Source organism: uncultured Anaerovibrio sp., assembly GCA_902786545.1.
Lineage (GTDB): Bacteria > Bacillota > Negativicutes > Selenomonadales > Selenomonadaceae > Anaerovibrio.
In genome coordinates this window covers 1-24,314 of record CADACU010000037.1, presented here as the reverse complement: position 1 = coordinate 24,314, position 24,314 = coordinate 1, and the positions used below count along the sequence as shown (strand labels likewise).

Annotated in this window: 24 protein-coding genes and 3 tRNA genes; 8 read left to right on the top strand and 19 right to left on the bottom strand. The window is 43.3% G+C overall.

What is annotated here, in order from left to right:
* Nucleotides 1-132: 132 nt before the first annotated feature.
* Together QZV24_RS08075 and QZV24_RS08070 are read right to left on the bottom strand one after the other, a co-directional pair.
* Nucleotides 133-603 (bottom strand): zinc ribbon domain-containing protein, encoded by a 471-nt coding sequence (locus tag QZV24_RS08075; protein ID WP_294522605.1) that lies wholly within the window; start codon nucleotides 601-603, stop codon nucleotides 133-135.
* A gap of 367 nt (nucleotides 604-970) precedes the next feature.
* Entirely contained in the window at nucleotides 971-1,708 is a 738-nt protein-coding gene (locus QZV24_RS08070) for a hypothetical protein (protein WP_294522603.1), read from the bottom strand.
* A gap of 153 nt (nucleotides 1,709-1,861) precedes the next feature.
* On the opposite strand from QZV24_RS08070, the gene QZV24_RS08065 reads away from it, so the two are divergent.
* Nucleotides 1,862-2,617 (top strand): zinc ribbon domain-containing protein, encoded by a 756-nt coding sequence (locus tag QZV24_RS08065; RefSeq protein WP_294522600.1) that lies wholly within the window; start codon nucleotides 1,862-1,864, stop codon nucleotides 2,615-2,617.
* 5 nt (nucleotides 2,618-2,622) lie between these two features.
* On the opposite strand, the gene QZV24_RS08060 is transcribed toward QZV24_RS08065, so the two are convergent.
* From QZV24_RS08060 to rpmE, 7 genes are all read right to left on the bottom strand, one after another.
* Nucleotides 2,623-3,129, bottom strand: a complete 507-nt coding sequence (locus QZV24_RS08060) for a zinc ribbon domain-containing protein (RefSeq protein ID WP_294522598.1) — start codon at nucleotides 3,127-3,129, stop codon at nucleotides 2,623-2,625.
* 13 nt (nucleotides 3,130-3,142) lie between these two features.
* Nucleotides 3,143-3,850, bottom strand: a complete 708-nt coding sequence (locus QZV24_RS08055) for a hypothetical protein (RefSeq protein WP_294522596.1) — start codon at nucleotides 3,848-3,850, stop codon at nucleotides 3,143-3,145.
* A 333-nt stretch (nucleotides 3,851-4,183) separates the two neighbouring features.
* Nucleotides 4,184-4,816 carry an L-threonylcarbamoyladenylate synthase gene (locus QZV24_RS08050; RefSeq protein ID WP_294522593.1) on the bottom strand — a complete coding sequence of 211 codons (633 nt, stop codon included), beginning with the start codon at nucleotides 4,814-4,816 and terminating at the stop codon, nucleotides 4,184-4,186.
* On the bottom strand, nucleotides 4,801-5,667 hold the full coding sequence (prmC, locus tag QZV24_RS08045; protein ID WP_294522591.1) for a peptide chain release factor N(5)-glutamine methyltransferase: 867 nt from the start codon (nucleotides 5,665-5,667) through the stop codon (nucleotides 4,801-4,803). Before prmC ends, QZV24_RS08050 begins: the two co-directional genes overlap by 16 nt.
* Nucleotides 5,668-5,676: 9 nt before the next feature.
* Complete coding sequence (gene prfA, locus QZV24_RS08040; RefSeq protein ID WP_294522612.1) at nucleotides 5,677-6,747, bottom strand: peptide chain release factor 1; 1,071 nt, start codon at nucleotides 6,745-6,747, stop codon at nucleotides 5,677-5,679.
* A gap of 72 nt (nucleotides 6,748-6,819) precedes the next feature.
* The gene (locus QZV24_RS08035; RefSeq protein WP_363138101.1) at nucleotides 6,820-7,647 is read right to left on the bottom strand and encodes a DUF1385 domain-containing protein; all 828 of its coding nucleotides are present in this window, start codon (nucleotides 7,645-7,647) and stop codon (nucleotides 6,820-6,822) included.
* A 62-nt stretch (nucleotides 7,648-7,709) separates the two neighbouring features.
* Nucleotides 7,710-7,910 carry a 50S ribosomal protein L31 gene (rpmE, locus tag QZV24_RS08030; protein ID WP_294522589.1) on the bottom strand — a complete coding sequence of 67 codons (201 nt, stop codon included), beginning with the start codon at nucleotides 7,908-7,910 and terminating at the stop codon, nucleotides 7,710-7,712.
* A gap of 267 nt (nucleotides 7,911-8,177) precedes the next feature.
* On the opposite strand from rpmE, the gene clpX reads away from it, so the two are divergent.
* Nucleotides 8,178-9,461, top strand: coding sequence for an ATP-dependent Clp protease ATP-binding subunit ClpX (clpX, locus tag QZV24_RS08025; RefSeq protein WP_294522586.1), 1,284 nt, complete (start codon nucleotides 8,178-8,180; stop codon nucleotides 9,459-9,461).
* Between the two features lie 36 nt (nucleotides 9,462-9,497).
* On the opposite strand, the gene QZV24_RS08020 is transcribed toward clpX, so the two are convergent.
* Both QZV24_RS08020 and pheA read right to left on the bottom strand, forming a co-directional pair.
* Nucleotides 9,498-11,120: an ATP-binding protein gene (locus tag QZV24_RS08020; protein ID WP_294522583.1), complete on the bottom strand. Its 1,623-nt coding sequence runs from the start codon at nucleotides 11,118-11,120 to the stop codon at nucleotides 9,498-9,500.
* Between the two features lie 12 nt (nucleotides 11,121-11,132).
* The gene (gene pheA, locus QZV24_RS08015; RefSeq protein ID WP_294522609.1) at nucleotides 11,133-11,978 is read right to left on the bottom strand and encodes a prephenate dehydratase; all 846 of its coding nucleotides are present in this window, start codon (nucleotides 11,976-11,978) and stop codon (nucleotides 11,133-11,135) included.
* A gap of 418 nt (nucleotides 11,979-12,396) precedes the next feature.
* Here pheA and QZV24_RS08010 point away from each other — a divergent pair, with 418 nt between their 5' ends.
* From QZV24_RS08010 to QZV24_RS07995, 4 genes are read left to right on the top strand one after another with little or no spacing between them, the layout of a single operon-like run.
* Nucleotides 12,397-12,597, top strand: coding sequence for a 4Fe-4S binding protein (locus tag QZV24_RS08010; RefSeq protein ID WP_290657807.1), 201 nt, complete (start codon nucleotides 12,397-12,399; stop codon nucleotides 12,595-12,597).
* Nucleotides 12,594-13,739: a 2-oxoacid:acceptor oxidoreductase subunit alpha gene (locus tag QZV24_RS08005; protein ID WP_294522580.1), complete on the top strand. Its 1,146-nt coding sequence runs from the start codon at nucleotides 12,594-12,596 to the stop codon at nucleotides 13,737-13,739. Before QZV24_RS08010 ends, QZV24_RS08005 begins: the two co-directional genes overlap by 4 nt.
* Nucleotides 13,739-14,563 carry a 2-oxoacid:ferredoxin oxidoreductase subunit beta gene (locus QZV24_RS08000; protein WP_290657811.1) on the top strand — a complete coding sequence of 275 codons (825 nt, stop codon included), beginning with the start codon at nucleotides 13,739-13,741 and terminating at the stop codon, nucleotides 14,561-14,563. Before QZV24_RS08005 ends, QZV24_RS08000 begins: the two co-directional genes overlap by 1 nt.
* Nucleotides 14,560-15,084 (top strand): 2-oxoacid:acceptor oxidoreductase family protein, encoded by a 525-nt coding sequence (locus tag QZV24_RS07995; RefSeq protein WP_294522577.1) that lies wholly within the window; start codon nucleotides 14,560-14,562, stop codon nucleotides 15,082-15,084. The genes QZV24_RS08000 and QZV24_RS07995 overlap by 4 nt, the downstream gene beginning before the upstream one ends.
* 51 nt (nucleotides 15,085-15,135) lie before the next feature.
* Here QZV24_RS07995 and QZV24_RS07990 read toward each other — a convergent pair whose 3' ends face one another.
* The 3 genes from QZV24_RS07990 to QZV24_RS07980 form a co-directional block, all read right to left on the bottom strand.
* Complete coding sequence (locus QZV24_RS07990) at nucleotides 15,136-17,193, bottom strand: methyl-accepting chemotaxis protein (protein ID WP_294522574.1); 2,058 nt, start codon at nucleotides 17,191-17,193, stop codon at nucleotides 15,136-15,138.
* Nucleotides 17,194-17,230: 37 nt separating this feature from the next.
* Nucleotides 17,231-19,138, bottom strand: coding sequence for a fructose-1,6-bisphosphatase (locus QZV24_RS07985; protein WP_294522571.1), 1,908 nt, complete (start codon nucleotides 19,136-19,138; stop codon nucleotides 17,231-17,233).
* 145 nt (nucleotides 19,139-19,283) lie between these two features.
* On the bottom strand, nucleotides 19,284-20,600 hold the full coding sequence (locus tag QZV24_RS07980; protein WP_294522568.1) for a flagellin: 1,317 nt from the start codon (nucleotides 20,598-20,600) through the stop codon (nucleotides 19,284-19,286).
* A gap of 288 nt (nucleotides 20,601-20,888) precedes the next feature.
* Here QZV24_RS07980 and QZV24_RS07975 point away from each other — a divergent pair, with 288 nt between their 5' ends.
* The gene (locus QZV24_RS07975) at nucleotides 20,889-21,980 is read left to right on the top strand and encodes a hypothetical protein (RefSeq protein WP_294522565.1); all 1,092 of its coding nucleotides are present in this window, start codon (nucleotides 20,889-20,891) and stop codon (nucleotides 21,978-21,980) included.
* Between the two features lie 23 nt (nucleotides 21,981-22,003).
* Nucleotides 22,004-23,032 carry an aliphatic sulfonate ABC transporter substrate-binding protein gene (locus tag QZV24_RS07970; RefSeq protein WP_294522562.1) on the top strand — a complete coding sequence of 343 codons (1,029 nt, stop codon included), beginning with the start codon at nucleotides 22,004-22,006 and terminating at the stop codon, nucleotides 23,030-23,032.
* 47 nt (nucleotides 23,033-23,079) lie between these two features.
* Here the strand turns inward: QZV24_RS07970 and QZV24_RS07965 are convergent, their stop codons facing one another.
* The 5 genes from QZV24_RS07965 to QZV24_RS07945 form a co-directional block, all read right to left on the bottom strand.
* The gene (locus tag QZV24_RS07965) at nucleotides 23,080-23,694 is read right to left on the bottom strand and encodes a DedA family protein (RefSeq protein WP_294522559.1); all 615 of its coding nucleotides are present in this window, start codon (nucleotides 23,692-23,694) and stop codon (nucleotides 23,080-23,082) included.
* 56 nt (nucleotides 23,695-23,750) lie between these two features.
* A tRNA-Phe gene (locus tag QZV24_RS07960) sits at nucleotides 23,751-23,826 on the bottom strand.
* Nucleotides 23,827-23,868: 42 nt separating this feature from the next.
* Nucleotides 23,869-23,945: transfer RNA gene (locus tag QZV24_RS07955), tRNA-Asp, on the bottom strand.
* A 34-nt stretch (nucleotides 23,946-23,979) separates the two neighbouring features.
* A tRNA-Val gene (locus QZV24_RS07950) sits at nucleotides 23,980-24,055 on the bottom strand.
* 143 nt (nucleotides 24,056-24,198) lie between these two features.
* The coding region (locus QZV24_RS07945; protein WP_294522607.1) for an IS3 family transposase at nucleotides 24,199-24,314 on the bottom strand (116 nt) is incomplete at its 5' end.

The following is a 24,314-nucleotide window of genomic DNA, read 5'->3' as shown; positions in this document are numbered from 1 at the left end:
TTTCTTGCCATAATAAAAGGCCTCCTATGATTTTATTTTACCATAGAAGACCTTAAAGGTTATTGTTAATATTATTTACAGAAAAACTTTCACACTCTCGTTTAAGTAATCTACAGCGATAAATTATCCACTCTATAAGTTCCGACGACGATCGTGCTTCACAGCCATAGCCACAATCATGATACATACAGATATTAACCCCACTAACAAAGCCACCACTGACTTAATTTTATTGGTTTTCCATAAACTTTTAGTGAGGGTAAACCCTGCACTACCACAGCTAAATAATAGCACCATTATAATAACGGGTCCTGCTATTGTAGCAGATATAACAACTGAAACAATACAAATAATAAAATATGCTACTAATCCAAATTCGTTCTTTGATTCTTGGGTAACATTTTCTTTACCAGTATCTTTATTGTTTATTATAGTATTATCCTGTTCATAAATTAATGGTAAAGTATTGGTATCATCTTCTTTGGTAGCTTTATCTATTTGGGTATTTGAGTTCGTTAAAGAAGGTGTCACTATTTTCATTCCACAATATGGACAGTAAACCGTATCATTTGGTAATGGTTCACCACATTTTCTGCAAAACATAATAACCTCCCCTGGAGTAATTGTTGTTATATGCCTAATGTATACTTAACGATATCGAATGTTATCTAAGAATGCGTATGAAGCAACATAGGCTAACGTAATATCGTATTCTCTCATTCCCTCATTAATTTCTACAGCATAACAAATACCATCATGATACATAATATAAAATGATGTCTTATAATATATATCATTTGCATCTGGAACAAATGCCTCTAAGCTTAACATATATACATTATTTTTGTTGAATCTGGTTATTTCTCCTCTCATAAAGTCGGCCATAGATTTATTTCTGTGATATATTTTTTCGTCATATATATAGATAAACTCATTCACTAATTCTATATACTAATAAGAAATCCTTTTTTCAAGAAAAGTACGGTGAAAGCATTATCGAATTAGGATAATCAAAAAAACACAGGTATTCACCATGACCAATCGACATTATTTTAGATTTTGATGAACCATATGCAGCTGCAAAACTATCTATACTATTCATGCAGTTTAATCCAGTTCTATCAAATCTTCTTGTTCCACCATTTAAAATAATTATTCTATCAACAGCCTCTCCATTGAATGTAACTATCCAGCCATCATTTAAGTAGAACCATGAAGATTCATTAACACCGCATAATTTATTTGTACCTTTATTATTCAAATAATATGTAGGGGTTCCATACTTAGAAATTAACTGGTTTTTACTCATTCCTAAATATACTCCGCCAACGGACTCATAATACTGTACACCTTTATTACCTTTATGCAAAGATATACTATTATTGAACACTAAATAATCACTCTCTGTACCGCGAATATTCCATTCTATTACTATATCCCGGTAGCCTTGTCTTTCTGCAATTCTAAATGTTCCTTTCGCAAATGATCTTCCACCTACAAAATCAAATCCTGCAATTACTAAACAATCATTAATTTTTCTGTTAGATATATTTAATACTAGATTATTATTGACATCATACCACTGCCCTTCTATTAAATCTAATGTTTGATAAACATATTTTTTTGGCATTTCATTAGCATGAGCAACAATAACGGAGATGTTTAAACATATAAGTAATACCATAAAAAATTTTTTAAACAGTCGCATAAGCTGCCCTCCTATCATCGCTTCTTTATTAACTGTTGTTTTGACATTCAATCAATTAATTAATATTTAATACTTTATGGCAGGATTAAAAACTCGTGTCATCGAAGTAGATCAGAAATTATGAGACAATTGTGAACTGACGAGGTGATCATTATGTACTGTATACGATGTGGGGATAAAATACCGGATGACTCAATATTTTGTCCAGCATGTGGTTATCAGCTTAATGCTGATAATAAAGAAACTTCTAAAACAACAGAAGTTGAAAGAAATGATGCTAATATAAAATCAATATCTGATAATACAGCACCTTATTCCAGTGGATACAAATCACACGGTATAAATGGTTACATCGCAATGGCTGTATTTGCATTGGTTATAGCCGGCGTCATAACATTTATTTATTCATCGGGCAATACTGACTTTGATAAAACTACACTAAATAAAACAACTATTACTGCTGCTGATACAACGCTTTCGATATCCGTTCCATTTGAATTAAAAGATGAAAAGTTTGATTTGCCAGATGAGTGTGATAAAGCAGTCTATAAAATAGGACAATCACAAAATTATTCCATAGAAGTTATCGGTTGTCATTACAAAGACAAAAATGTGACTTTTGATTATCCTTCAGTAATAGATTTATTTATACAAGAAATGAAAAAATCTAAAGAAGTTTTCTTTTCTAAGCCTCCTCAACCAGCTATCGAAACCTCTTTAAATGGTCGCAAGGCTGGGAAAACAACATTTTACATTAAAGATATGGCTTCTCAACAAAAACTTGAAGGAAATATGTACGCATTATCAAAAGCTAATGAAGTCTGGATTATTATGATTTTATATAAAGAAAAGGATAACTCGGCAAAAAAATTTACTGAAAAAATAATTAATACAATAGAGTTAAAATAACAGCGCTATTTTTTTTTCAATGACAATACAATATAACCTACACCAACAATAATCCCCAAATAAACTTCATGTAATGCCATAAGGCTATAATCATAATTTAGAGAAACACCATACTTTGATTTTTCTCCAACATTATCTGGTGATAAACCGTCACTAAATTTGGAAGGTATATAAAAAATATTTCCATATTCAACCTGCCTAATATTCGGTGGGTTGTTTTTTATTTTTTTATCTGGGAAAGTTCTAACCCAGGGAACTAAGAAGATATTCATTAACAGAGAAGCTATCAAAAATACTAATATAGCAATTTTACCTCTGTTTTCATTTATTAGGAATTTTTTTAGTTCGTCTCCTATAACGGATATTTTTGTTTGCTTACTAGCACCAGGATATGTATCTTTGGCTGGAGTATTATTAAGTGGAACCAACTCTATACCACATTTATAACAATATCGTTCATTAACGTTTATTTTAGTTCCGCATTTTCTGCAGTATAATACAGGTTTATTCATATAAGCCTCCAATTTATTTATATCTTATAGTATTTACAATGTTTCTAATATCATTGCCGGGAGTACACCAAATATGTTCTTCTGTTGAACGGTAACTGATTGTAAGCGAGTAAATAATTTTATTATCAAAAAAAATATATACATTTACATTGGCAGGAGGATTATTACCATATTTACGTTTGTAAGAAATATTTATGGCTTGTCCACATGGTAAATCAACAGGTTTGATAGCTCCCCAATAATAGTCATTATGATATATATCTTTTTCTGTGCTTTTTTTATACATTTCAAATAATGTATCTAGGTCATCCTTGCTCCAAGTTATTTTATCTCCAAAGTTCATTCCTTCTGCATCCGGATTTGGAATACACTCCAGTATTACTCTAGCAAAATGACCATTAGCTGATTCTGGGTGTGATTTTACAGCTTCATTCAAACCATTTTGTTGATACATTATTTTTAATTGATTGGATCCTAAAACAGAGTTCAGTTGGTCTATATGATTTTGGTCTGCCTTCTCTAATGTAGGTGGAACCTTAAAACTGATATGTCCAGATTCTACTGGAATCCAGTTATTATATTGAGTTTCAAGTAGATTATTTGTATTGCTTAAATCAACACTTTTAGGAGCCTTTGAGGTATCAGCAGTAGAACTAAAGCATCCTGAACATACTAATATAGTAAATACTAACAGTAAAATATGACACTTTTTTACGCTCATTTTATACCCCCCTGCTTGAATTTTTGGGTATAACTTCGACGTAGTATTTAATAATTCCTTTTAATGGCTAATAGATTTTAAATACCCAATACTCATAAAATACCAGTTATAGTTTGTCTCATTCTTTATGGGCCGGGGTGTATGCTGGATGATGGGGTCTCGCGACGCGAACGAAGTTAGCTAGTCCCGAAAGGGTGAGGGTCCGCTAGTTGGCTTGCAATATTCAATTTCATATCGTGACGATTTGTCACAGTTTCATTTCCTTCCGCCTTTAGTCTTTGATACATATTTAAAAAGACCGAGAAAATACTATGATTCTCTCGGTCTTTACATTCATACACAGGCCATTATTTCTTTTTCTGAAATAGCGCCATGCCGTAGTATCACCGGCTCCTCCCCGGTGCAGTCCACGATGGATGACTCTATGCCTAAATCACATGGTCCTCCATCCAAAATAAGGGGAATCAGCCCCTTCATATCCTCGTATACCATTTGGGACGAGGTAGGACTGGGATGGGAGGAAATATTTGCGCTGGGTACCGCCAACGGTACACCTGCCGATTTGAGCACAGCTAAAGCGATTTTATTATCCGGAATTCGAATACCCACTGTCCGCTTTCCCCCGGTAACTTCCTTGGGAACGGTATCTTTCTTGGGCAAAATTATGGTAATGGGTCCAGGACAAAAACGGTCAAAAAGCTTCATAGCCATATCCGGCACCCGACTGACGATATCCTTGACCTGGCTTACATCGGCCACCTGTAAGGAAAAAGCCTTATAAGATGGGCGACCCTTGGCATTATAAAGGGCTTTTACTGCTGCCACATCCATTCCATTGGTCGCCAGTCCATAGACTGTTTCCGTTGGCATGGCCACCAGCTGTCCCTGCCGCAGCATGTCCGCTGCCTCCTGTATCAATGCTTTATCTATGTCTACATCCTTTATTTTAATTATTTTTGTTTCCATAGTATAACCACCCGGTCGATACCGGCCAAATCTTTTACCACTTCTACCTGGCCCCAGTCAGACTCTTTGGCCAACTTCTCCAATGCCCCCCGCTGATTTATGCCAATTTCCATGGCTAAAAATCCACCGTCCACCAACAACGCTCCAGCCGCCGCTACCAAACGCCGATAGCAATCCAATCCATCCGGACCGGCGGCCAGGGCCGATATTGGCTCATAGTCCTTTACATCCGCCGCCAATGTTTCTATATCCCCCTCAGGAATATAGGGCGGGTTGGATATAATAGCCGTAAATTGGCGACCTTTTATTGGTTCCAGCAAATCACCCTGAAAGAATTCTATCCGGTCAGATAAGCCCAGTCTCTGCGCATTTTCCTTCGCCACCGCCAAGGCTTTTTCCGAAATATCCACCGTTACTGCCTTTAACGATGTCAAATAATTTAACAACGACAAGCAGATAGCTCCTGTCCCGGTACCAATATCGGCTATAACCCCTGGTTCCCCCCCAGTTTTCAATCGGGAGATTACCGCCTCCACCAATATTTCCGTATCGGGACGGGGAATAAGGGTATCTTCGGTTACTTTAAACTCCAACCCCATAAAATCCTTATGGCCAACGATGTAAGCCACTGGCTTATGCAAAACCCGTTCCTTAATATATCCCTTGAACTGGGCCAGTTCGTCCTTGGACAACGGCTGGTCAAAATGGACATAAAGATGAATGCGCTCCTTTTGCAGTACATAGCAAAGCAGCACTTCCGCATCCAGCCGGGGCGTGTCCAGACCGGCCTTGGCAAAGTATTCCTCAGTCCACTTGAGGATTTTTCCTATTGTCCAGATTTCTTCTGCCATATTTACCTCTTAGTCGGCTTGTTTCATTCGCTCCGCCTGATCAGCGGTTATCAGTCCATTTAAAATTTCATCCAGCTGGCCATCCAATACAAAATCCAGCTTGTGCAGGGTAAGACCAATACGATGGTCCGTTACCCGCCCCTGAGGGAAGTTATAGGTTCGAATCCGTTCACTCCGGTCCCCGGAGCCAACCTGACTTTTCCGATCAGCCGCAATGGAGTCAGCCTGCTGCTGCTGAGCCTGTTCCAATACTCTGGCCCGCAGTACCCGCATAGCCTTTTCTTTATTTTTCAGCTGGGACTTCTCATCCTGACACTGCACCACAATACCCGTTGGCAAATGGGTGATGCGGATAGCCGACTCTGTTTTGTTTACATACTGGCCACCGGCTCCGCCTGCCCGATAGGTGTCAATTTTTAAATCCTCGCTTTTAATGTCCACTTCCACATCATCAGCCTCCGGCAATACCGCTACCGTTACCGCTGAAGTGTGGATACGGCCACCGGATTCGGTCACCGGTACCCGCTGTACCCGATGAGTGCCACTTTCATATTTAAGCTTGCTGTATGCACCATACCCCTCAACGGCAAAGGATACTTCCTTAAATCCGCCGATTTCCGTGGCATTGGCATCTATAATACTTACCTTCCATCCCTGTCCCTCAGCATAGCGGGAATACATCCGAAATAAATCTCCGGCAAACAGGGCCGCTTCTTCCCCGCCAACTCCACCTCGAATTTCCACAATGACATTCTTGTCATCATTGGGATCCTTGGGCAGAAGCATTATAGGAAGCTGCTGATCCAACTCATCCTTGCGCCGCCGAAAGTCCGCCAGCTCCTCCTCTACCATATGGCGAAACTCATCGTCCTCAATGCCTTCATCCAGCATTTCCTTGTTATCATCGATACCTTGACAGACCTTTTTGTACTCCCGATAGGCCTCAATAATGGGCTGCAGGTTGGCATGCTCCTTGTTATACCGCTGCCAGCGGTTCATATCCTCAATAACTGACGGATCGCTGATAAGGGATTCCAACTCCAGGAATTTATCCTCCACCGCCTGTAATTTGTCCATTATATTCATAATCTCAATTTCCTTTAAACTGCTGGTTCATCAGCAATCCGATACTCACCGGTTCCTGCCGGAATCTTATCCTCCGGCAGTCATATCATCATCCGGCTCCCGGGTGGTCATATATTGCAACCAAAGCCCGGGCTTAATGGCCCAGCCCAGCACACAGTTGTCCGAGCTGGCGGAAAATTTGATTATTTCGTAGGAAATACCAGCCACCACCGGCAAAAGCACAACCCGGCTCAATATACGCAACCATAAATCCGGCCAGCCCAAAAAGGCAAAGACAAATATACTTACCAGCATAACGATAAGCAAAAAGGAAGTACCGCACCGTTTATGCAGGCGGGTATGTTTTCGCACATTTTCCACAGTCAGGGCTTCCCCTGCTTCAAAGCAGGCAATAGTCTTGTGTTCGGCCCCATGGTATTGAAATACCCGTTGAATATCCTTCATAACGGAAATAGCACCAATATATGCCAGGAATATCAACAATCTAAGGGCCCCTTCCATTAAATTCAAAAATACCGGGTCATCGGTAATAAAGTGAAACAGCTTGGCTGCGCCGGTAGGAATGGCCACAAACAGCACCGCAGCCAATACAAAGGCAAAAATCATGGTTCCAATCAGTTCTTTATCCGTAAGCTGCTCGTCCTCTTCACCGGCCATTTGCGCCGAGTAGGACAGGGAACGAAGCCCCATAACCAGCGATTCGCCCAATGACACACAGCCCCTAAGCAACGGTTTTTTTAAAATCGGAAACCGCTCACTGATGGAATTAACCGGCTTAACCTGAATTTCTATTTTCTTGTCCGGGGTCCGGACAGCAGTAGCCACCTGCTTGGGCCCACGCATCATAACGCCCTCGATTACCGCCTGACCGCCAATTGTTATCTTATCACTCATAGTTTTACCTCTATATACAAATGAGCAGAGCATCGCTGCCCTGCTCATGAATGATTGAGTTATTACTTCTGTGCGTAACGCTTGTTGAACTTCTCAATACGACCACCAGCTGCAATATCGCGCTGACGACCAGTGAAGAAAGGATGGCACTTGGAGCAAACATCAACTCTCAGCTCCTGCTTGGTGGAGCCGGTAGTGAAGGTGTTGCCGCAACCACAAATTACCTTTGCTTCATGGAATTCTGGATGGATACCTGCCTGCATTCTATACACCTCGCTTTGTCCCTAATTGGGAGTATTACAAGTCCTCTCTGCGAAGACTTGGTCCGACTTGACATCCCAATAGGGAATAAAGCCGAAAAAATCAACTTTTAAGGCGTCCAGCGCCTAACTTGTGATATTATATCATAAGCCATATTCTGGTGCAAGATTTAATCTATAAAAAAATCTTGAAAATTTATTCCTTTTCTACCATAATGTTAGGAGAATTTTGTAATTTATTATGTATGTTTTAATAGAAAGGTGATTTTTATGAGCAGCAATGCCCCTACCGTAACCTGCAGTCTTTGCAAACGCAAAATTGTAGCCAACACTCAATATGATTTACCGATTTATGATCCCCGCTCCGGCTTCGCTATTTGCGCCCATTGCATAAAGGATATATATCATGCCCTGGAGGGACACCAGGAAGAAGAAAACGAACAGCAGCACCAGGAGACAGCTGAGGCCATCAACGAGGAGCTGGCTCGTATCAAACCACACCTGGTTAAAGAATATCTGGATCAGTACATTATCAACCAGGACCATGCCAAAAAGGTGTTGTCTGTAGCCATATACAACCATTTTAAACGAATGAAATACGGTTTTGAGCATCCAGACGGGGATGAAGATATCGATAAATCCAATGTGATTATCCTTGGACCATCTGGTTGTGGCAAGACCGCGCTCCTGTCCCATCTGGCCAAAATGCTGGATATTCCCTTCGCCGTTACCGACGCCTCCAGCCTTACCGAAGCTGGCTTTGTTGGAGCCGATGTAGAGGTGGCAGTAAGAAATCTGTATTACGCAGCCGACAAAGATATTAGTCGCTGTGAACACGGCATTATTTACCTCGACGAGTTTGACAAAATCGCCCGCAAATCCGGAGAGAACAATACTATTACCGCTGACCCGGGACATGAAGGGGTACAACAGGCCCTGCTGAAAATGCTGGAAGGCAATGTGGTGGAGTTTACCGCCCGGGGGCAAAGAAAACACCCTGAAGCACCTACTATAAAGGTAGATACCAAAAACATACTCTTTATTGTGGGCGGTGCCTTTGTCGGCATTGAAAAAATTATCGCCAAACGACTGCAAAAAAATGATGCCAATATCGGCTTCGGAGCAAAAATCGAAGGTCAGGAGGACAAGCCTAAGTTTGATGAGCTTATTCACCAGACCACCCCGGAGGATTTGATGAAATACGGTATCATTCCGGAAATTATCGGCCGTCTGCCAATTATCTGCACTCTGGAGAATTTGGACGAAGATGCCTTGCTGCGCATTCTCACTGAGCCAAAGAATGCCCCGGTAAAGCAATATCAGAAGCTATTGGAAATGGATAATGTACAGCTGGAATTCCAGGAGGAGGCTCTCCGGGCCGTGGCAAAAAAGGCCATCGAACGAAAAACCGGGGCCAGATCCCTAAAGGGCATTATTGAAGATACCATGCTGGATATTATGTTTGATATCCCCCATTCCGATGCGCCAAGAAAACTAACTATTACCGCTGATTGCATCAATGACGGTGTTCCTCCAGTAGTAGAAAACCTATAAAAAAATCGGTGAGATTTATCTCACCGATTTTTTATCTTACGGAGTTTGCATCTTCCCCTGCAACGCCTTCCTTATGGTATTAAACAAATCCTGCACATCCACTGGCTTGGTAATATGGGCATTCATACCACTTTCAAAGGTTTTCCGCACATCTTCGGCACAGGCATTGGCAGTTAGGGCCAATATCGGCACTGTCTTACAGTCAGATTTGCCGGACGCCCGAATTTTTTTTGTGGCTGTCAGTCCGTCCATATACGGCATCCGCACATCCATCAGGATTAAATCATAGGTACCAGGAGCATTGGACATGTATTGCGACAAAGCTTCCTGCCCATTTTCCGCCATATCCACAATCATCCCCTGATCCACCAAAACCTGACGCTCAATTTCCAGATTCATATTATTATCATCTGCCAGTAATACCCGCTTACCGATAAAAATATCCTCGGCCATATCCCGTTCTTCCTCCGGTGGCACAAAGGTTACATTCAAATCAAGATTTACCCGGAACAGACTCCCCTTACCCTTGAAGCTGTCAAATTCAATGGCACCGCCCATTCGCTTTACGATCTGCTTGCAGATGGCCAACCCCAGCCCGGCTCCACCATAGGTGCTGGACCCTTCCGACAGTTCCCGTTCAAACGGCTGGAAAACCCTTGGCTTAAAGTCCTCGCTGATTCCCACCCCACTATCCTGCACGGAAAACTCCAATGATTGGACATCATCATCATCATAGACCAAATTCACCTGCAAAATTACATTGCCAAACCGTGGCGTAAACTTAATGGCATTGGATAACAGATTATACAGCACCTTCTCCAAACGGGCTGCATCAAAAGTGAAGCCTTGAGCCACCTTATCATCAATTTCCACTTCGACCTTTATTTTCTTGGCATTGGCCTCTGCCTTGACTTTATCTGCAATTTTGGCGATAAACGGCCGGAACCGTATTACATCCTCAGCCAGCTCCATGTCATCATTTTCAATATGGACAATATCCAATACTGATTCAATCATATCCAACATCTGCTTGGAGGAATTGTCGATTTTTTCAAAGCAGTAATTTAAATAATTAGGGTCAGCGGCCCGATCCTTCCCCAGCTGACTAAGCACTACAATAGCATTAAGGGTGGTACGCATCTCATGGCTCATGCTGAAAAGGAACCTTGTCTTCGCCCGACTGGTCTCTTCGGCATGGTATAATGCTCCCCGAATATTTTCCTGAATCTGCCGGTCCTCTTTGGCAATCTCGGTAAAATCGTACTGAATGGCTACCAGCGTGGTCTTTTGCTCCGGATCCAAATAATATATGGTAACCCGTTTATAAAGTACCTCAGACGAGTTTAATACGCCTACCCGGAAGGTTCCGGTAAAGCTACCATATTTATCAACTGTATCAATTACATTGGCCAGATTAAACATACGACGGCAAACATTTTTATCTTCATCCACTATGTTTAACTGAATGAGTTTTTCTACTCCATAATCGTAATCGAATTCCAATGAACCATCCTCAGCCCGCATATTGTCGTCCCGATGGCGGATGAGAAACAATTTCCTGGAAGCAATTTCCACATAAGCAATAAAATCTGTTACTTCATGAATGGCACTTTCCAGCACCAAGCGCTCCTTGTCAGCTTTTTTTGCCTCAGTACTCATAATTATTCCACCTCATTCTAATTTATTAGGTGCACATATTACAGGAAACTGGCCCGGATTACGAAGCCATATACTCTTTTTCCCGATAGCTTCAATAGCCTGCTGCAGCCTGTCGGCTTCTCCGGGTACATCAACATCAAAAAAGAAAATATACTCCCCTAGACCGGTGCGAGCTGGCCGGGACTCGATGCGGGTCATATTCACATTCCGCTGAGCCATTTCCATCAATACCTCGCATAATCGTCCGGCGTGCTTTCCATCAATCTGACAGATAAGCAGTGTCTTTTCCGCTGGCAGCTTGCCATTATAATCCGTTTTGGCCAGCTGATAAAATCTGGTGGAGTTATTGTCATGGTCCTCAATATTATGGGCCATAGGCACCAAGCCGTTCATTTTTCCGGCCCGTTCAGTGCAAATAGCTGCCCAGCCACTTCCTTCGGGACTAGTTGCCACCTGTTCAGCCGCCGCTGCAGAGCTGACTACAGCATCCAGCTCCGCTGTCGGAAAATTCTTCATCAAATATTCCCGACACTGGGCCAAAGGCTGCGCATGTGACAATATTTTCGTAATGGGTACGCCAGCTTCCTTCACCATCAAATGATTGTGAACCCCCCATATAAGCTCCCTAACCACCTTCAGACTGTCGGTATTGGCCAAGGTATCCAGTGTAATATTTATTGACCCCTCAATCGAGTTTTCCACTGGTACAAGGCATGTATCCACCTTTCCGTCTTCCACAGCCCGAATGGCCGCATATATATTGGACAGTGGCACAAGCTGACATTTCTCTGGCAACAAACCATTTAGATACAAGGCTGCCGCCTCACTGTGGGTCCCTTCCGGCCCCAAAAAACCCATTGTTTTCACTGACAAACCACCTATTCTACGACCGACCTGCGTCAGTCTTCACATACTTTTTCCCTAGTCTTTACAGATAATTATATAATAAACATTCACTATCATCAATATTGTTACAGCTTATGATTGACTTTTATTAGGCTTACTGTTATATTTACTATATTGTTTTTTATATAGTAAATATTTAATTTTTATATAGAAAACATCATTAAGATTTTTTTAATATTCCACTATAAATGTGGGAAAATTTGAACAATTGCGTTATGTCGTTTTTTTCTGCACCTCGACGAAACGCCAATAAGAATATTTTCCCACATAAATGTGGGAAAATTTGAACAACTGCGTTATAATTTTATTTGTGGGTAATGTAAAGTGCTAAATATACTAGCACAATCAAAGCTGATTTGGAGGGAGAAAAATGAGTTCCGAGATTACCATAAAAATGCCTAGATGCAAAGGCTGTGGGATTTGCGTTGCCTTTTGCCCCAAGGAAGTTCTGGCAGTGGACGAGCTGGGCAAGGTACAGGTAGTAAACGCCGCAAATTGCATAGCCTGCGGTCAGTGCGAACTTCGTTGCCCGGATTACGCGATTTTTGTAGATAAGAAGGTGGAAGCATGAGCAAAGCAAGATTGATGCAGGGGAATGAAGCCTGCGTAGAAGGCGCCTTGGCTGCCGGGGTGCGGTTCTTTGGTGGATATCCAATTACGCCTTCCACAGAAATTGCCGAAGGCATGGCGCAGAAGCTGCCGGCTGTTGGCGGAAAATTTGTCCAGATGGAAGATGAAATCGCCAGCATGGGAGTTGTGCTGGGAGCATCCCTGGCAGGTAAAAAGGCCTTGACCGCTTCCTCCGGCCCGGGTATTTCCCTGAAGCAGGAGCTGATTGGTTACGCTGCAGCAGCTGAAATACCGGTAGTTATTGTAAATGTACAGCGGGTAGGTCCATCTACCGGCCAGCCTACAGCCCCATCCCAGGGCGATGTTATGCAGGCCCGGTGGGGTACTCATGGGGATCATCCGATGATTGCCTTGTCTCCATGGAGTGTCCGGGAAGCCTTCGATACTGCTGTTATGGCTGTCAATTATTCTGAGCGATTCCGCACACCGGTTATTCTTTTGATGGATGAAATTGTTGGTCACTTACGGGAAAAGGTGGAACTTCCGGAAGCCTCTGACATCAATATATATCCACGCCGCAAGCCTTCCTGCACACGGGCAGAGGGTTATGAACCATTTACACCGGACAAGGATCTGGTACCAAATACCGCCAATTTTGGTGAGGGATACCACATCCATGTAACAGGTCTCATCCACGATGAAACCGGATTCCCGGTGGGCAGTCCGCAGATTACCCGTGAAGTCACCAAACGCCTTCATGAGAAGATTGATATTGCCCGGGATGAAATAACCCATGTTGAAGAATATTTTATGGATGATGCCGAATACGCCGTTATCGCCTTCGGAGGCACGGCCCGTACCGCTTATGAGGCTGTTGAATCAGCCCGCAAAAAGGGAATAAAAATTGGTCTGGTTCGTCTGGTTACCATCTGGCCATTTGCTGACAAAGCAATTAAAAAGGTCGCCGAAAAAGTAAAAGGAATTCTGGTAACTGAACTAAACTATGGCCAGCTGGTCGGTGAGGTTGAACGGGTTGTAGCCGGTCAATGTCCGGTACAGCTCTGCGCCAAGTATGATATGACTATCTTTGAACCAGCAGAAATCGAAGCGGGAATTGATGAGCTCGTAGGAGGTAAGGCATAATGGAAAGAAGTTTTGAACAGTATTTTCGGCAAAACCGCCTGCCACACCTCTGGTGTCCAGGCTGTGGCAACGGCATCGTTATGAAGGCTATTGTCCAAGCCATTGAAAAAAAAGGCCTGGATCAGGATAAAACCGTAATTGTTTCCGGTATCGGCTGCTCCTCCCGGGCGTCTGGCTATATGGATTTTGATACACTTCACACTGCCCATGGACGAGCCATCCCGTTTGCTACCGGCATAAAGCTGGCCAATCCGGAGCTGAATGTGATTGTTATTACCGGTGATGGTGACTGCACCGCCATTGGGGGCAATCACTTTATCCATGGTTGCCGCCGTAATGTGGATTTAACTGTTGTGCTGTTTAACAATAGCATTTACGGTATGACCGGAGGTCAGGCATCCCCAATGACACCAACCCATAAAAAGGCTACTACTGCCCCTTATGGAGCCATTGACCGAAATTTTGATGCCTGCCGGCTGGCTGAGGCAGCTGGTGCTACCTATGTAGCCCGTTCCACGGCCTTCCATGTGCAGCATCTCACTGATATGATTGCCGGCGGAATAGACAATAAAGGCTTCTCCTTCGTGGAAGCTATCTGTCAGTGCCCAACTTCCTATGGCCGCAAGAATAAGATGGCTGATCCCGCCAAGATGATGATGTGGCTGCGGGACAACGCTGTTATGAAAGCAGCCTGGGACAAACTGCCTGATGACAAGAAGACAGAAGAAAAATTCCCTATCGGCCTCTTCTACAATGAAAGTGAAACAGATTATGCAACGGCATATGATGAGGTTATCCAAATTGCAGGAGGTGCTGACAAATGAGGAAACAGCTTAGATTATCCGGTTCCGGTGGCCAGGGTGTAATCACTGCTGCCATCATCTTTGCTGAGGCCGCTGTGGCCGAAGGTATGGAGGCGGTACAATCCCAGTCCTATGGTCCGGAAGCCCGGGGTGGCGCTTCCAAATCGGAGGTTATCATTGATGACCAGCCAATTTATCATCCCCATGTTGAGGTACCTGATGTGGTACTGGCTATGACGCAAAAAGCAGCTGACAAATATTATGCTGACCTTAATCCGGAGGGCGTTCTTATTCTGGATACCGATCTGGTACCTGAGCCACCTGATTTCAAGAATATCATTCGCATTCCTATTACCAAGCTGGCAGTGGAAGAAATCGGCAAATCACTTTTTGCCAACATCGTGGCACTAGGAGCTTTGGTAAGGGTTACTGGCATTGTAGATTTTGAAGCTATAAAAAAGGCTGTCGCCAACCGAGTACCACCCCACACTGTAGAACAAAATATGAAGGCGTTACAGGTGGGCTGGGATGCCGTAAAATAATCATCGATAATAAAAAAATGGCTGTCTTGCGACAGCCATTTTTTGTTTCTGTTACAGTCTAAACTGAGAAATCAGCTTTTGCAAATCCTGTGCCAACTCGGCCAAATTCTGCGAAGCAGCCGTTACATCGTTTTGCGCCGACTGCTGACCCTTGACTGACTCGGACATATTCTCGGTTTCCATATTGTTTCTTTGAGCAATGTCCTTCAAGTTTTCCGAAGACCGCAATACCTCGGCATTACCATCAGCAATTTCCTTCATATGCTTGGATACACCCAGCATACCATCAGATACCTGCTGAATATGCTCTACCAAATCTGTAAATAGTGCACTGGTCTTGTCAATAGCCTCGGTACCCTTTACAACCTCTTCCCGGCTGCTGGTCATACCAGCTACCGCCTTGTCGGTGAAGGTCGCTGAAGTATTTATCAGGTTAGCAACATTTTCCGCTGCCTCCTGGGACTGTTCTGCCAATTTTCTGACTTCTTCAGCTACAACAGCGAAGCCCCGTCCCTGTTCACCGGCCCGGGCAGCCTCGATAGCTGCGTTAAGGGCCAACAAATTGGTCTGGCCGGCAATACCGGAAATGGTATCAACAATCTGACGAATTTCCTGTGAATGCTCACCCAGTTTTTCAATAGCCTCCTGAGCCTCCAAAATCCGCTGACGGATAATGTGCATCTGCTGGGTAGCCTGATCCATGGAGGCTTTATTATCCTGCATAGCCTTGATACTCTGATCGGTAGCCTGCTGGGTATCGCTCACCACCTGATTGATGTCACTTATGGACTGGCCTATATCGTGCATCATATTAACGGAATCAATAACAGCTGTTTCCTGTTGCTTGGAGCCGCCAGACACCTCATTAACCGAGGCCACGATATTTCCCAGGCTCCGAACTGACTGGTCCGAAGTGGCAAACAGCTCTTCACTGGCCGCCGATACCTGCTGAGCCATATTATTTACTTCTGCAATTATCCCTCGGATAGAATCAGCCATATGGTCCATACTCTTGGCCAAAGCTCCCAATTCATCCTCATTGGCCAGTGTCAAATCCACATTCAGATTGCCATCCGCCATCTTCTGAGCTTCACCCATCAAGTGCTGAATAGGTGCATCCACCCGCTTGTCAAAGATGTACCACATAGCCGCACACAATACGATAATTACAATCAAGGAAATAATTACGCTTAACAGCATAGCCTGAGTAATGGCGCCACTGTAATCTGATTTTGGAGCTACAGCTACCAGCTTCATTCCCGAAGTACCAATTGGTGCCACAGAAACATAGGAATCCGCCCCAAAGGCTTCACTTTCCAGATTCTTCACTTCACTGCCCGGAGCCACGCTCATAATTTCCTTGCCAACAGCTGCCATAGCCTGATTGGAACTGTCCTGAATAGGATCCTTCATATTCAAATCGGCATCCTTATAGGCTACCATCAAACCAGACTGAGTTACAATAAAGGCGAAGCCGTTATCCCCGATTTTGATTTCTCTTACATAATCCTCCAGCTCCTGCAGGCCAATATCTACAGTTATAACACCTACAGTGCTGCCATTATGCTTGATTGGATAGGAACTGGTCATCATGGAAGTTTTTGTTACAGGATCATAGGCAGGTTCGTCCCAAAATACCTGGTCAGCCCCTTTTATGCTTTCCTTATACCAAGCAAACTGCGGATAATTGTATTCCTCGTTGCTGTAGTCCATAGTTAATTCGATTTTGTTATTATCACCCTTAAAAATGTATGGACCAAACCATTTTTCGCCGCCCGGGTAGGCGTTAGGTGCAAACCACAAACCGCTACCGCAAATAATCGGATCAGAAGCCACAAAATTACGGATATACGCATAGGTAAGTTCAATATCGTAATTCTGCATAGAGGCCAACATCCGCCCCAGTGACTCGGTCCGTCCGGCCACATTAGTCATGCGTTTTTCCACCACATCCGCATCATAAGCGGCTTTTTCCTGCAAGGTACTCATAACCCCGCGTTCCATGTTGGTAGACACATTTCTGGTATTGAAAAAGGTCAGTATACCTAATAACACCACTGATAAAACAACAATACTTACTAAAAATGTCGTTTTTAAGCTTTTACCCATAAAAAATCCTCCTCATCTGTGAAAAATGGCTATATACTTAATCCTTTGGCTTCAGTGTACCATTTTGATACGCCGTCAGGAGATTGTACAAATCCGTTATTTCTTCCTGAATAACCTTTCCTTCATCCGTTTCTCCCACACTGGTATTCTTGGATTGCAGCTCCACTGTCTCGGATACGGACTCGATATCCTTGTTGTTTTTCAAAGCTTCCTTTACATCCGCTACCGTCTGATGTTCCAGCAGTCTTAAGCCACGGGAATTGGATATAAGAGTATAACCCGATATGCCGGTTTTTGTGTGATATGCCCGACAGAATCCACCATCAATGACAATAGCCTTGCCATTGGCTTTCACCGGGGTTTCACCCTTTTTTACCTTTACCGGCACATGACCATTTATAATATGACCCTCCTCCGGATCCAGTCCAAATTCCTCCAAAATCCGCTCGCAAACCTCTTCCCGGTTAATTAGCTTATAATACGGATCAGCTGGTTCCTTCCAGGTGCTCTCATCTTCCAGGAACATCCGCTCAAAGGTTCGGAACTCACGGCCGGATATCGGTGAAATACGCCCGCTCCACAAGAACCACATAAAGTCCAAAGCTCGTTGATCCTTGCCACTTTGCGCCTTTCTGGCCAGTTGGTCCACAAAATCCAGATATGCCCGCCCCTTATACTTTTTACCATCAAAGGTAATCTCAGCAAAGGACCCGTCCTCATTTAGCGGCACACAGCCATGAAACAGCAAATTGCCATTGAAGCAGGTATATACGCTGCCGTGCTTGTAGAGGAAATCTACATGACGCCGGAGGTTTTCACTTTCGGTAAAGAAAGATTTCAAATCCGACATTATATTCTTTTCTTCATCCGTCAGCTCGTACGGATTTTTCGGATCAATGGTAGGGAAATAAGCACTGGTCAGCTCATACCGTTTCCGGTTCATTCTAAAGCAGGATGCATTATAGTCCACATGCTCCAGCATCAGCCGATTATCCATCTGGAAATCAGGGTTTCGCTTAATAAGCTGTCCCTCCAACTTAAACATTATAATGGACATGGCCTTTTCGGAAGCCTTCAGCGGGCTTTCATCCGGATAAATCCTATGAGCAAACAGGGACAATGGCCGCAAACTTATTGCGTAGCCTTTTTCCAATACTGCCGTATTGTTATACCGCAGACTATTTCTGACTACACCGGCAATACACACATCACTGCCACAGGCTGCGCCCATCCACATAACATCGTGGTTACCCCATTGAATATCAATAGACGGATAGTTCATTACCATATCCATGATAGCATCCGGCCGGTTACCTCTGTCGAAGAAATCCCCCACGATATGCATATGGTCAACTGCCAGCCGCTTTATCAGCATGGTCAGGGCAATGATAAAATCTGATGCTCCGTCCACCTGAACAATCATATTTAACAAACGCTTATGATAGATAAACTGAGCATGATCCGCTTCAGGGTGAGTGTTCAAAAGCTCTGTAATAACCGTACGATAGCTTTGTGGAATAAAACTCCGTACCTTGGCCAAAGGATACTTGTATGACATCAGCTTGGTCACTTCCAGCAGCCGGGCCAGATTTTCCCGGTACCACTCCGGTGTATTGTTACGCTCATCAATAATCTGCTGAATTTTTTCCTTTGGATAATAAATCAAAGTACAGAACTCCGCTTTTTCATCATCAGTAAGCCGGGCTCCAAATACATAATCAACCTTTTCCTTGATAACCCCGGAGCAGTTGTTGAATATGTGATAAAAAAGTTCATACTCCCCATGAAGATCGCTTAGAAAATGTTCAACGCCCTTTGGCAGGCTCAAACTGGCCTGCAAATGTATAAGATTGGAATAAACCGATTCCTTGGTGGGATATTTCTCGGCTAACAGTCTTAAATAGCGATGTTTCTGCTTTTGCAAACTTGTCATTGGTGCTTTCATGGATGAAACTGCCTCTTTCTTTCAGTTAAAAAGTTATATAATTATTCATACTTTTTATTCGCCAAAAAAACATTTTTTCCTTTATTTTAACCATAAATTACGGCATAAAAAAGGAGCAGATAGCATCTGCTCCATGAAAAACATATTATCCCAAAAGATTTAAGAACCAGCCGGCATTACTGTTGGCCTGGGCCAGCATAGCCTGAGCCGCCTGCATCTGAATGTTGTTAGCGGTATATTCGGTGATAGCCTTGGCCAAATCAGCACCAATGAGCGTCTCCATAGCCGCACTAACATTTTCGTGCTGGGTGGTGATATTGCTCTGGGTGTAGCCTAAACGGGACTGCATTGCACCTACTGTAGTTTGCTGTGACAATAACCGTTCGATTGCATTATCAATAACATTGATGGCTGCATTGGCATTTTCTTGCGTGCTCACGCTCAAATAAGAACCATCAGAACCCTGCAGCCCCAATGCTCTTGCTCCCATATCGCCCAAAGCCACATGCATATTCTGGCTGGCACTGGTCCCGGTATGTAGCACCAATGAATTATCAGCCCGCTTGTCAGAACCAGCAATAGACTCAGTGAAATCATCCAGAACGGCATTAACAGCTTTCTTCTCATTTCCATCAGCATCAGAGATGGAAATAGTAAATCCCGCTATATTGCCCGCTTTGCCTGCTTCAGCAGCTTTAACGGTAATGGCATTTCGATCGTCTACAGTGTGCAACTCCTGCCCTGTAACATCGATACCAATAAGGGTTGTAGCCTCCGCCATGCCTGAGGTATCAAATACCTCACCTGCACCAGCTTCATTAGCCTGTTTGAAAATGTCCTCCAAGGTCATTTCGCCAACAGCAAACGAAGTGGAATAAGTCTTACCATCCTTCACAAAAGATACATTTACTGTATCATTGGCCGAAATATTCAGATTGTCCCCCTGCCGGCGAGTTAAATCAGTTAGCTTGGTGGATCCGGTAACATCCTCACCCAAGCTCCGATTCGTGTAAGCCTGATTGGTTTCCACAGAAGGACCACTGTTTTGTCCGGTAAGCAAATACTTTCCATTATAAGTGACCAGTGAATTGTCGTTGATCTGATCAATATATTGGTTCAGCTCCTTCTGAATAATTGCCCGGTCACTGTCCTTAGCTGTATCATTTGCTGCCGCAATAGCTTTTTCCTTCAGTGTCTGAAGTATTTCCAGCGTATTAGACATGGCACCATTGGCCACATTTAGCATACTGTTGCCGGTCTGAACATTGGACAGTGTCTGCTCCAATGAGCCAATCTCAACACTCATCCGCTTACCGATAGCGTAACCGGATGCATCGTCCTTAGGCGAATTGATCTTGTTGCCGGTGGCAACCTGATTCATGCTTTTCAACGCTGCAGCATACTTGGCGTTCATTAGATTTAAAATGGACAGCTGCTGCGCATACGAACTGATCGTAGCCATACTATTACCTCCCTGTTAGTTTGCCTATAACATCCTTGTTATACGGGGACAGACCCCTTCTTTAACATTATATCGACATAATTTTATTAAAAATTAACGAAAGAAAATATTTTTTTATTTTTCTCATAATATAATCCTGTTATATGTACAAAGGTTATTATTTTCGTCTAAAATCGACATTTTGCGTATTATTACTTGATGTTTTTTCCACAGACAAAATGGAAAAATTCGAATAACTAATGTATAATGTTAAAAGTATTACATAATCCATAAGGAAGGATTTTTATAATGAGCAATATTGACTGGCAGGAAATGCTTGTCAAAGGACGCAGGCGCACCCGTATCCAGCGAATAGTCGGCATTATTGTTCTTGCCGTTGTGCTGGGGTTTGGTCTGTGGAACTTTTTTTTCGCCTCAACACCAGAGTATGCTTTAAACCAATTGAATAAAGCTATACAAACCAAAGATCAAAAAACTATAACAAAATACTGTAATCTGGAAAGTATCTGTGGCAAGGCCTATGATGACCTGACCCGGGATATGTTTGCCCATGACACCAAGCTGACCGATGATACAAAAGTAATGTTTGAAACATTTTATATGAAGATAAAGCCCCAGCTGGTGGAAGAAACCGGCCAACTGATACTGGACTATATTGCCAATGATAATTGGCAATCGCCAACTGGTAATAATATTTTAAAGGGGCGACAGCTGGGAATAGATTATGAATTTCTTATCGAACGATCCCAGCTTCGAAACACCGAGCTGGTGAAAATTGACCATATAACCCGTACCGGAAATACGGCTATTGCCAAAGTACAGGTGCGGGACAAGTACACTGACACCATTTTTACCCTGCAGCTGCTTATGGCCAAAAACGATGGCACATGGCAGGTAACTGAAATTCAAAATTATCGTGGTTATTTGGACTTCCTGGGACCGATACAGGAAGCTGGCCTAAAAAAATACATAAGTGCCACTTCAGATATTGTAAACAAATACAATTCCATTCTGGATACCCAACAGACCCGCTTCAAGAAGCTGAGCCAGTCCAGTGATGGCATATTGACTGCTTCTATGCGCAGCAAAATTGTGTCCTATGTCCGTTCAGATATTATTCCTGCCCTGGAAAAGCGACAGGAGGAGCTGGACAAGGTGGAAATAAATGACGGAGCACAGTATATAGCTGCTCAGCGCAAGGAATCCACCCGGCTTTCCGTAGCCGCTTGGGGGCATTTCATAACGGCCCTGGAAACGGACACCCCGGATGAATTTAATATCGCCGATTCCTTTCATAAGGATTCTCTGGATGTGGATCACCGCATTGATGATATTATCAAAAACACCGCCATCAGCCGTGAATTACCATCCATTCCATAAAAAGACAACAGGAAGCGATTATTATGTTATTCGACTTAAAACAACACATCCATTCCCTGATATCTGTAATATTAGCCGCCGCACTGACGGTTATGGGAGGCCTTTTGGCTGGATGTGGTCCGGAGAAGGTGGCCACAAGCAGTCGTGCTGAGAGAGTAACTATTGCCATACAGCCCTCTGCCGCTTTCATCCCATTGTTTGTCGCTAAAGAAAAAGGCTGGATTGAAGAAGATTTAAAGGCAAAAGGCATAACCGTAAGATGGAATAATTTTGAATCAGGTCCACCAATGAATGAATCACTGGCTTCCGGTCACTCTGATATAGGGGTTATAGGTGATGTGCCTATAGTGTCCGGTATCGCTGCCGGACAGAAAAACGAATTGGTAGCCGTTACATGCCAGGCTCCACTATCCTACGCAGTGCTGACTGCCAAAAACAGTCCTCTGGTTGCCCCAAGTGATTTTCGCGGCAAAACAATTGCCACTGTGGTCGGATCTACCGGACACAATCTTACCCAAAAATTTTTGGCCGCTGGTGGATTGGCCATCAAAGATGTGAAGTTGGTCAATATTTCTGCAGGCGATGCGGAAGATGTACTTAACAACGGGGAAGCCGATGCAGTAGTCATCTGGGAGCCTAATGTTACCCGCCTGGAGGAAAAGGGTGCAGGCCAAGTTATCAGTGATGGCAGTATGGTAGGTTTGTTAGGGGTAAACGGTATGGTGGCCCGAACCGAATTTGCCAGCCAAAACCCTGAAATTGTATCTATTGTGATAAAGAATTACGCTCGTGGCGTAAAGGAATTAACCACCTTGGATGATGACACCCTAAATAAGATTGCCGCTTATTTATCTTTAACGCCGGAACAAACCAAGAAAGTTATAAAAAAATTCAATTACACAGTTATGATAAATGATCGTGATATTGCCGGTTTAAATGATACCATCAAATTTCTGGTAAGCATTGGCCGCCTTAGGGAAGAATATGATATCACCAAATTCGTAAATCGTGATTATATAGAAGCAGCTCATGTAGAGCAATATTTACAATAAATTAACCCGTAGTGAATCTAATCACTACGGGTTTTCTGTTAGCGAATTTAATCTTCTTTTTTAGCCTGCTTCCGCTTACGGTATTTGTAGTAAGTTACTGCTACCACCAGAACAATTATTACGCAGAAGGCAATACTGATTTCATGACCTACTTCCATCATAACCTTCCAGCCTTCCCCTAACATCATACCAATACCTAAAATAAGCATGGTCCAAGGCAAAGACCCTACAAATGTATAAAAAACAAATTTTTTCATATCCACATGGGCAAAGCCCGCTGGCAGGGAAATGAAGGTTCGTACTACCGGCAGCATACGGCTGAAAAAAACTGCCTTGACGCCATACTTATCGAACCACTCCTGGGCTATATCCACATGGGACTTCTTCACAAAGAAATACTTGCCATACCTGTCGACAAAAGGTCGGCCGCCCAAATGCCCCACATAATAAGTAAGAACCGATCCAACCATACCGCCTATCATACCGGCTACTGTAGCCATAGTAAAGGTCATGCGGTCAATGTAAATCAAGTATCCGGCAAACCCCAAAATCAATTCACTGGGAATCGGAATACAGGCATTTTCCAACCCCATAAGAACAGCTACTGCCAAGTAACCCCATTGATCAATAAAACCTAAAAATACATCAGCAAATTGTGACATTTTAACATCCTTTCAAGTATTAAAAAAGAGTCCCTATGGACTCAACAATGCTAAAGTGGTGCCTCCGAGCGGAATCGAACCACTGACACGGGGATTTTCAGTCCCCTGCTCTACCAACTGAGCTACAGAGGCATAATGGCGACCCGAAGGGNNAACTGAGCTACAGAGGCATAATGGCGACCCGAAGGGGACTTGAACCCCTGACCTCCGCCGTGACAGGGCGGCATTCTAACCAACTAAACTACCGGGCCAATGTTAACATGGGAAAATCCCATGAAATAAAAATGGTGGGCGCTAACGGGATCGAACCGCTGACATTCTGCTTGTAAGGCAGACGCTCTCCCAGCTGAGCTAAGCGCCCATAATGTTGTAAGAAAAAACTTACTCACGGAGTATAATTGTAATGTAAAAAACAGTCTCTGTCAAGAAAAAAGTAGCCAAGTTTGTAGTGACCCCATAAAGTTAGACCTTAACGGTAGTAGCAATTATTTGCTGCTACCGTTTTTATGCTGCGGCATGATGTAAACGGTAGTCGACTGGGCTGAGCCATCCCAGCTTAGCTTTGATTCTTTGTTTATTGTAGTATGTGATGTAATGTCGGATTGCTCGTTCCAGTTCGT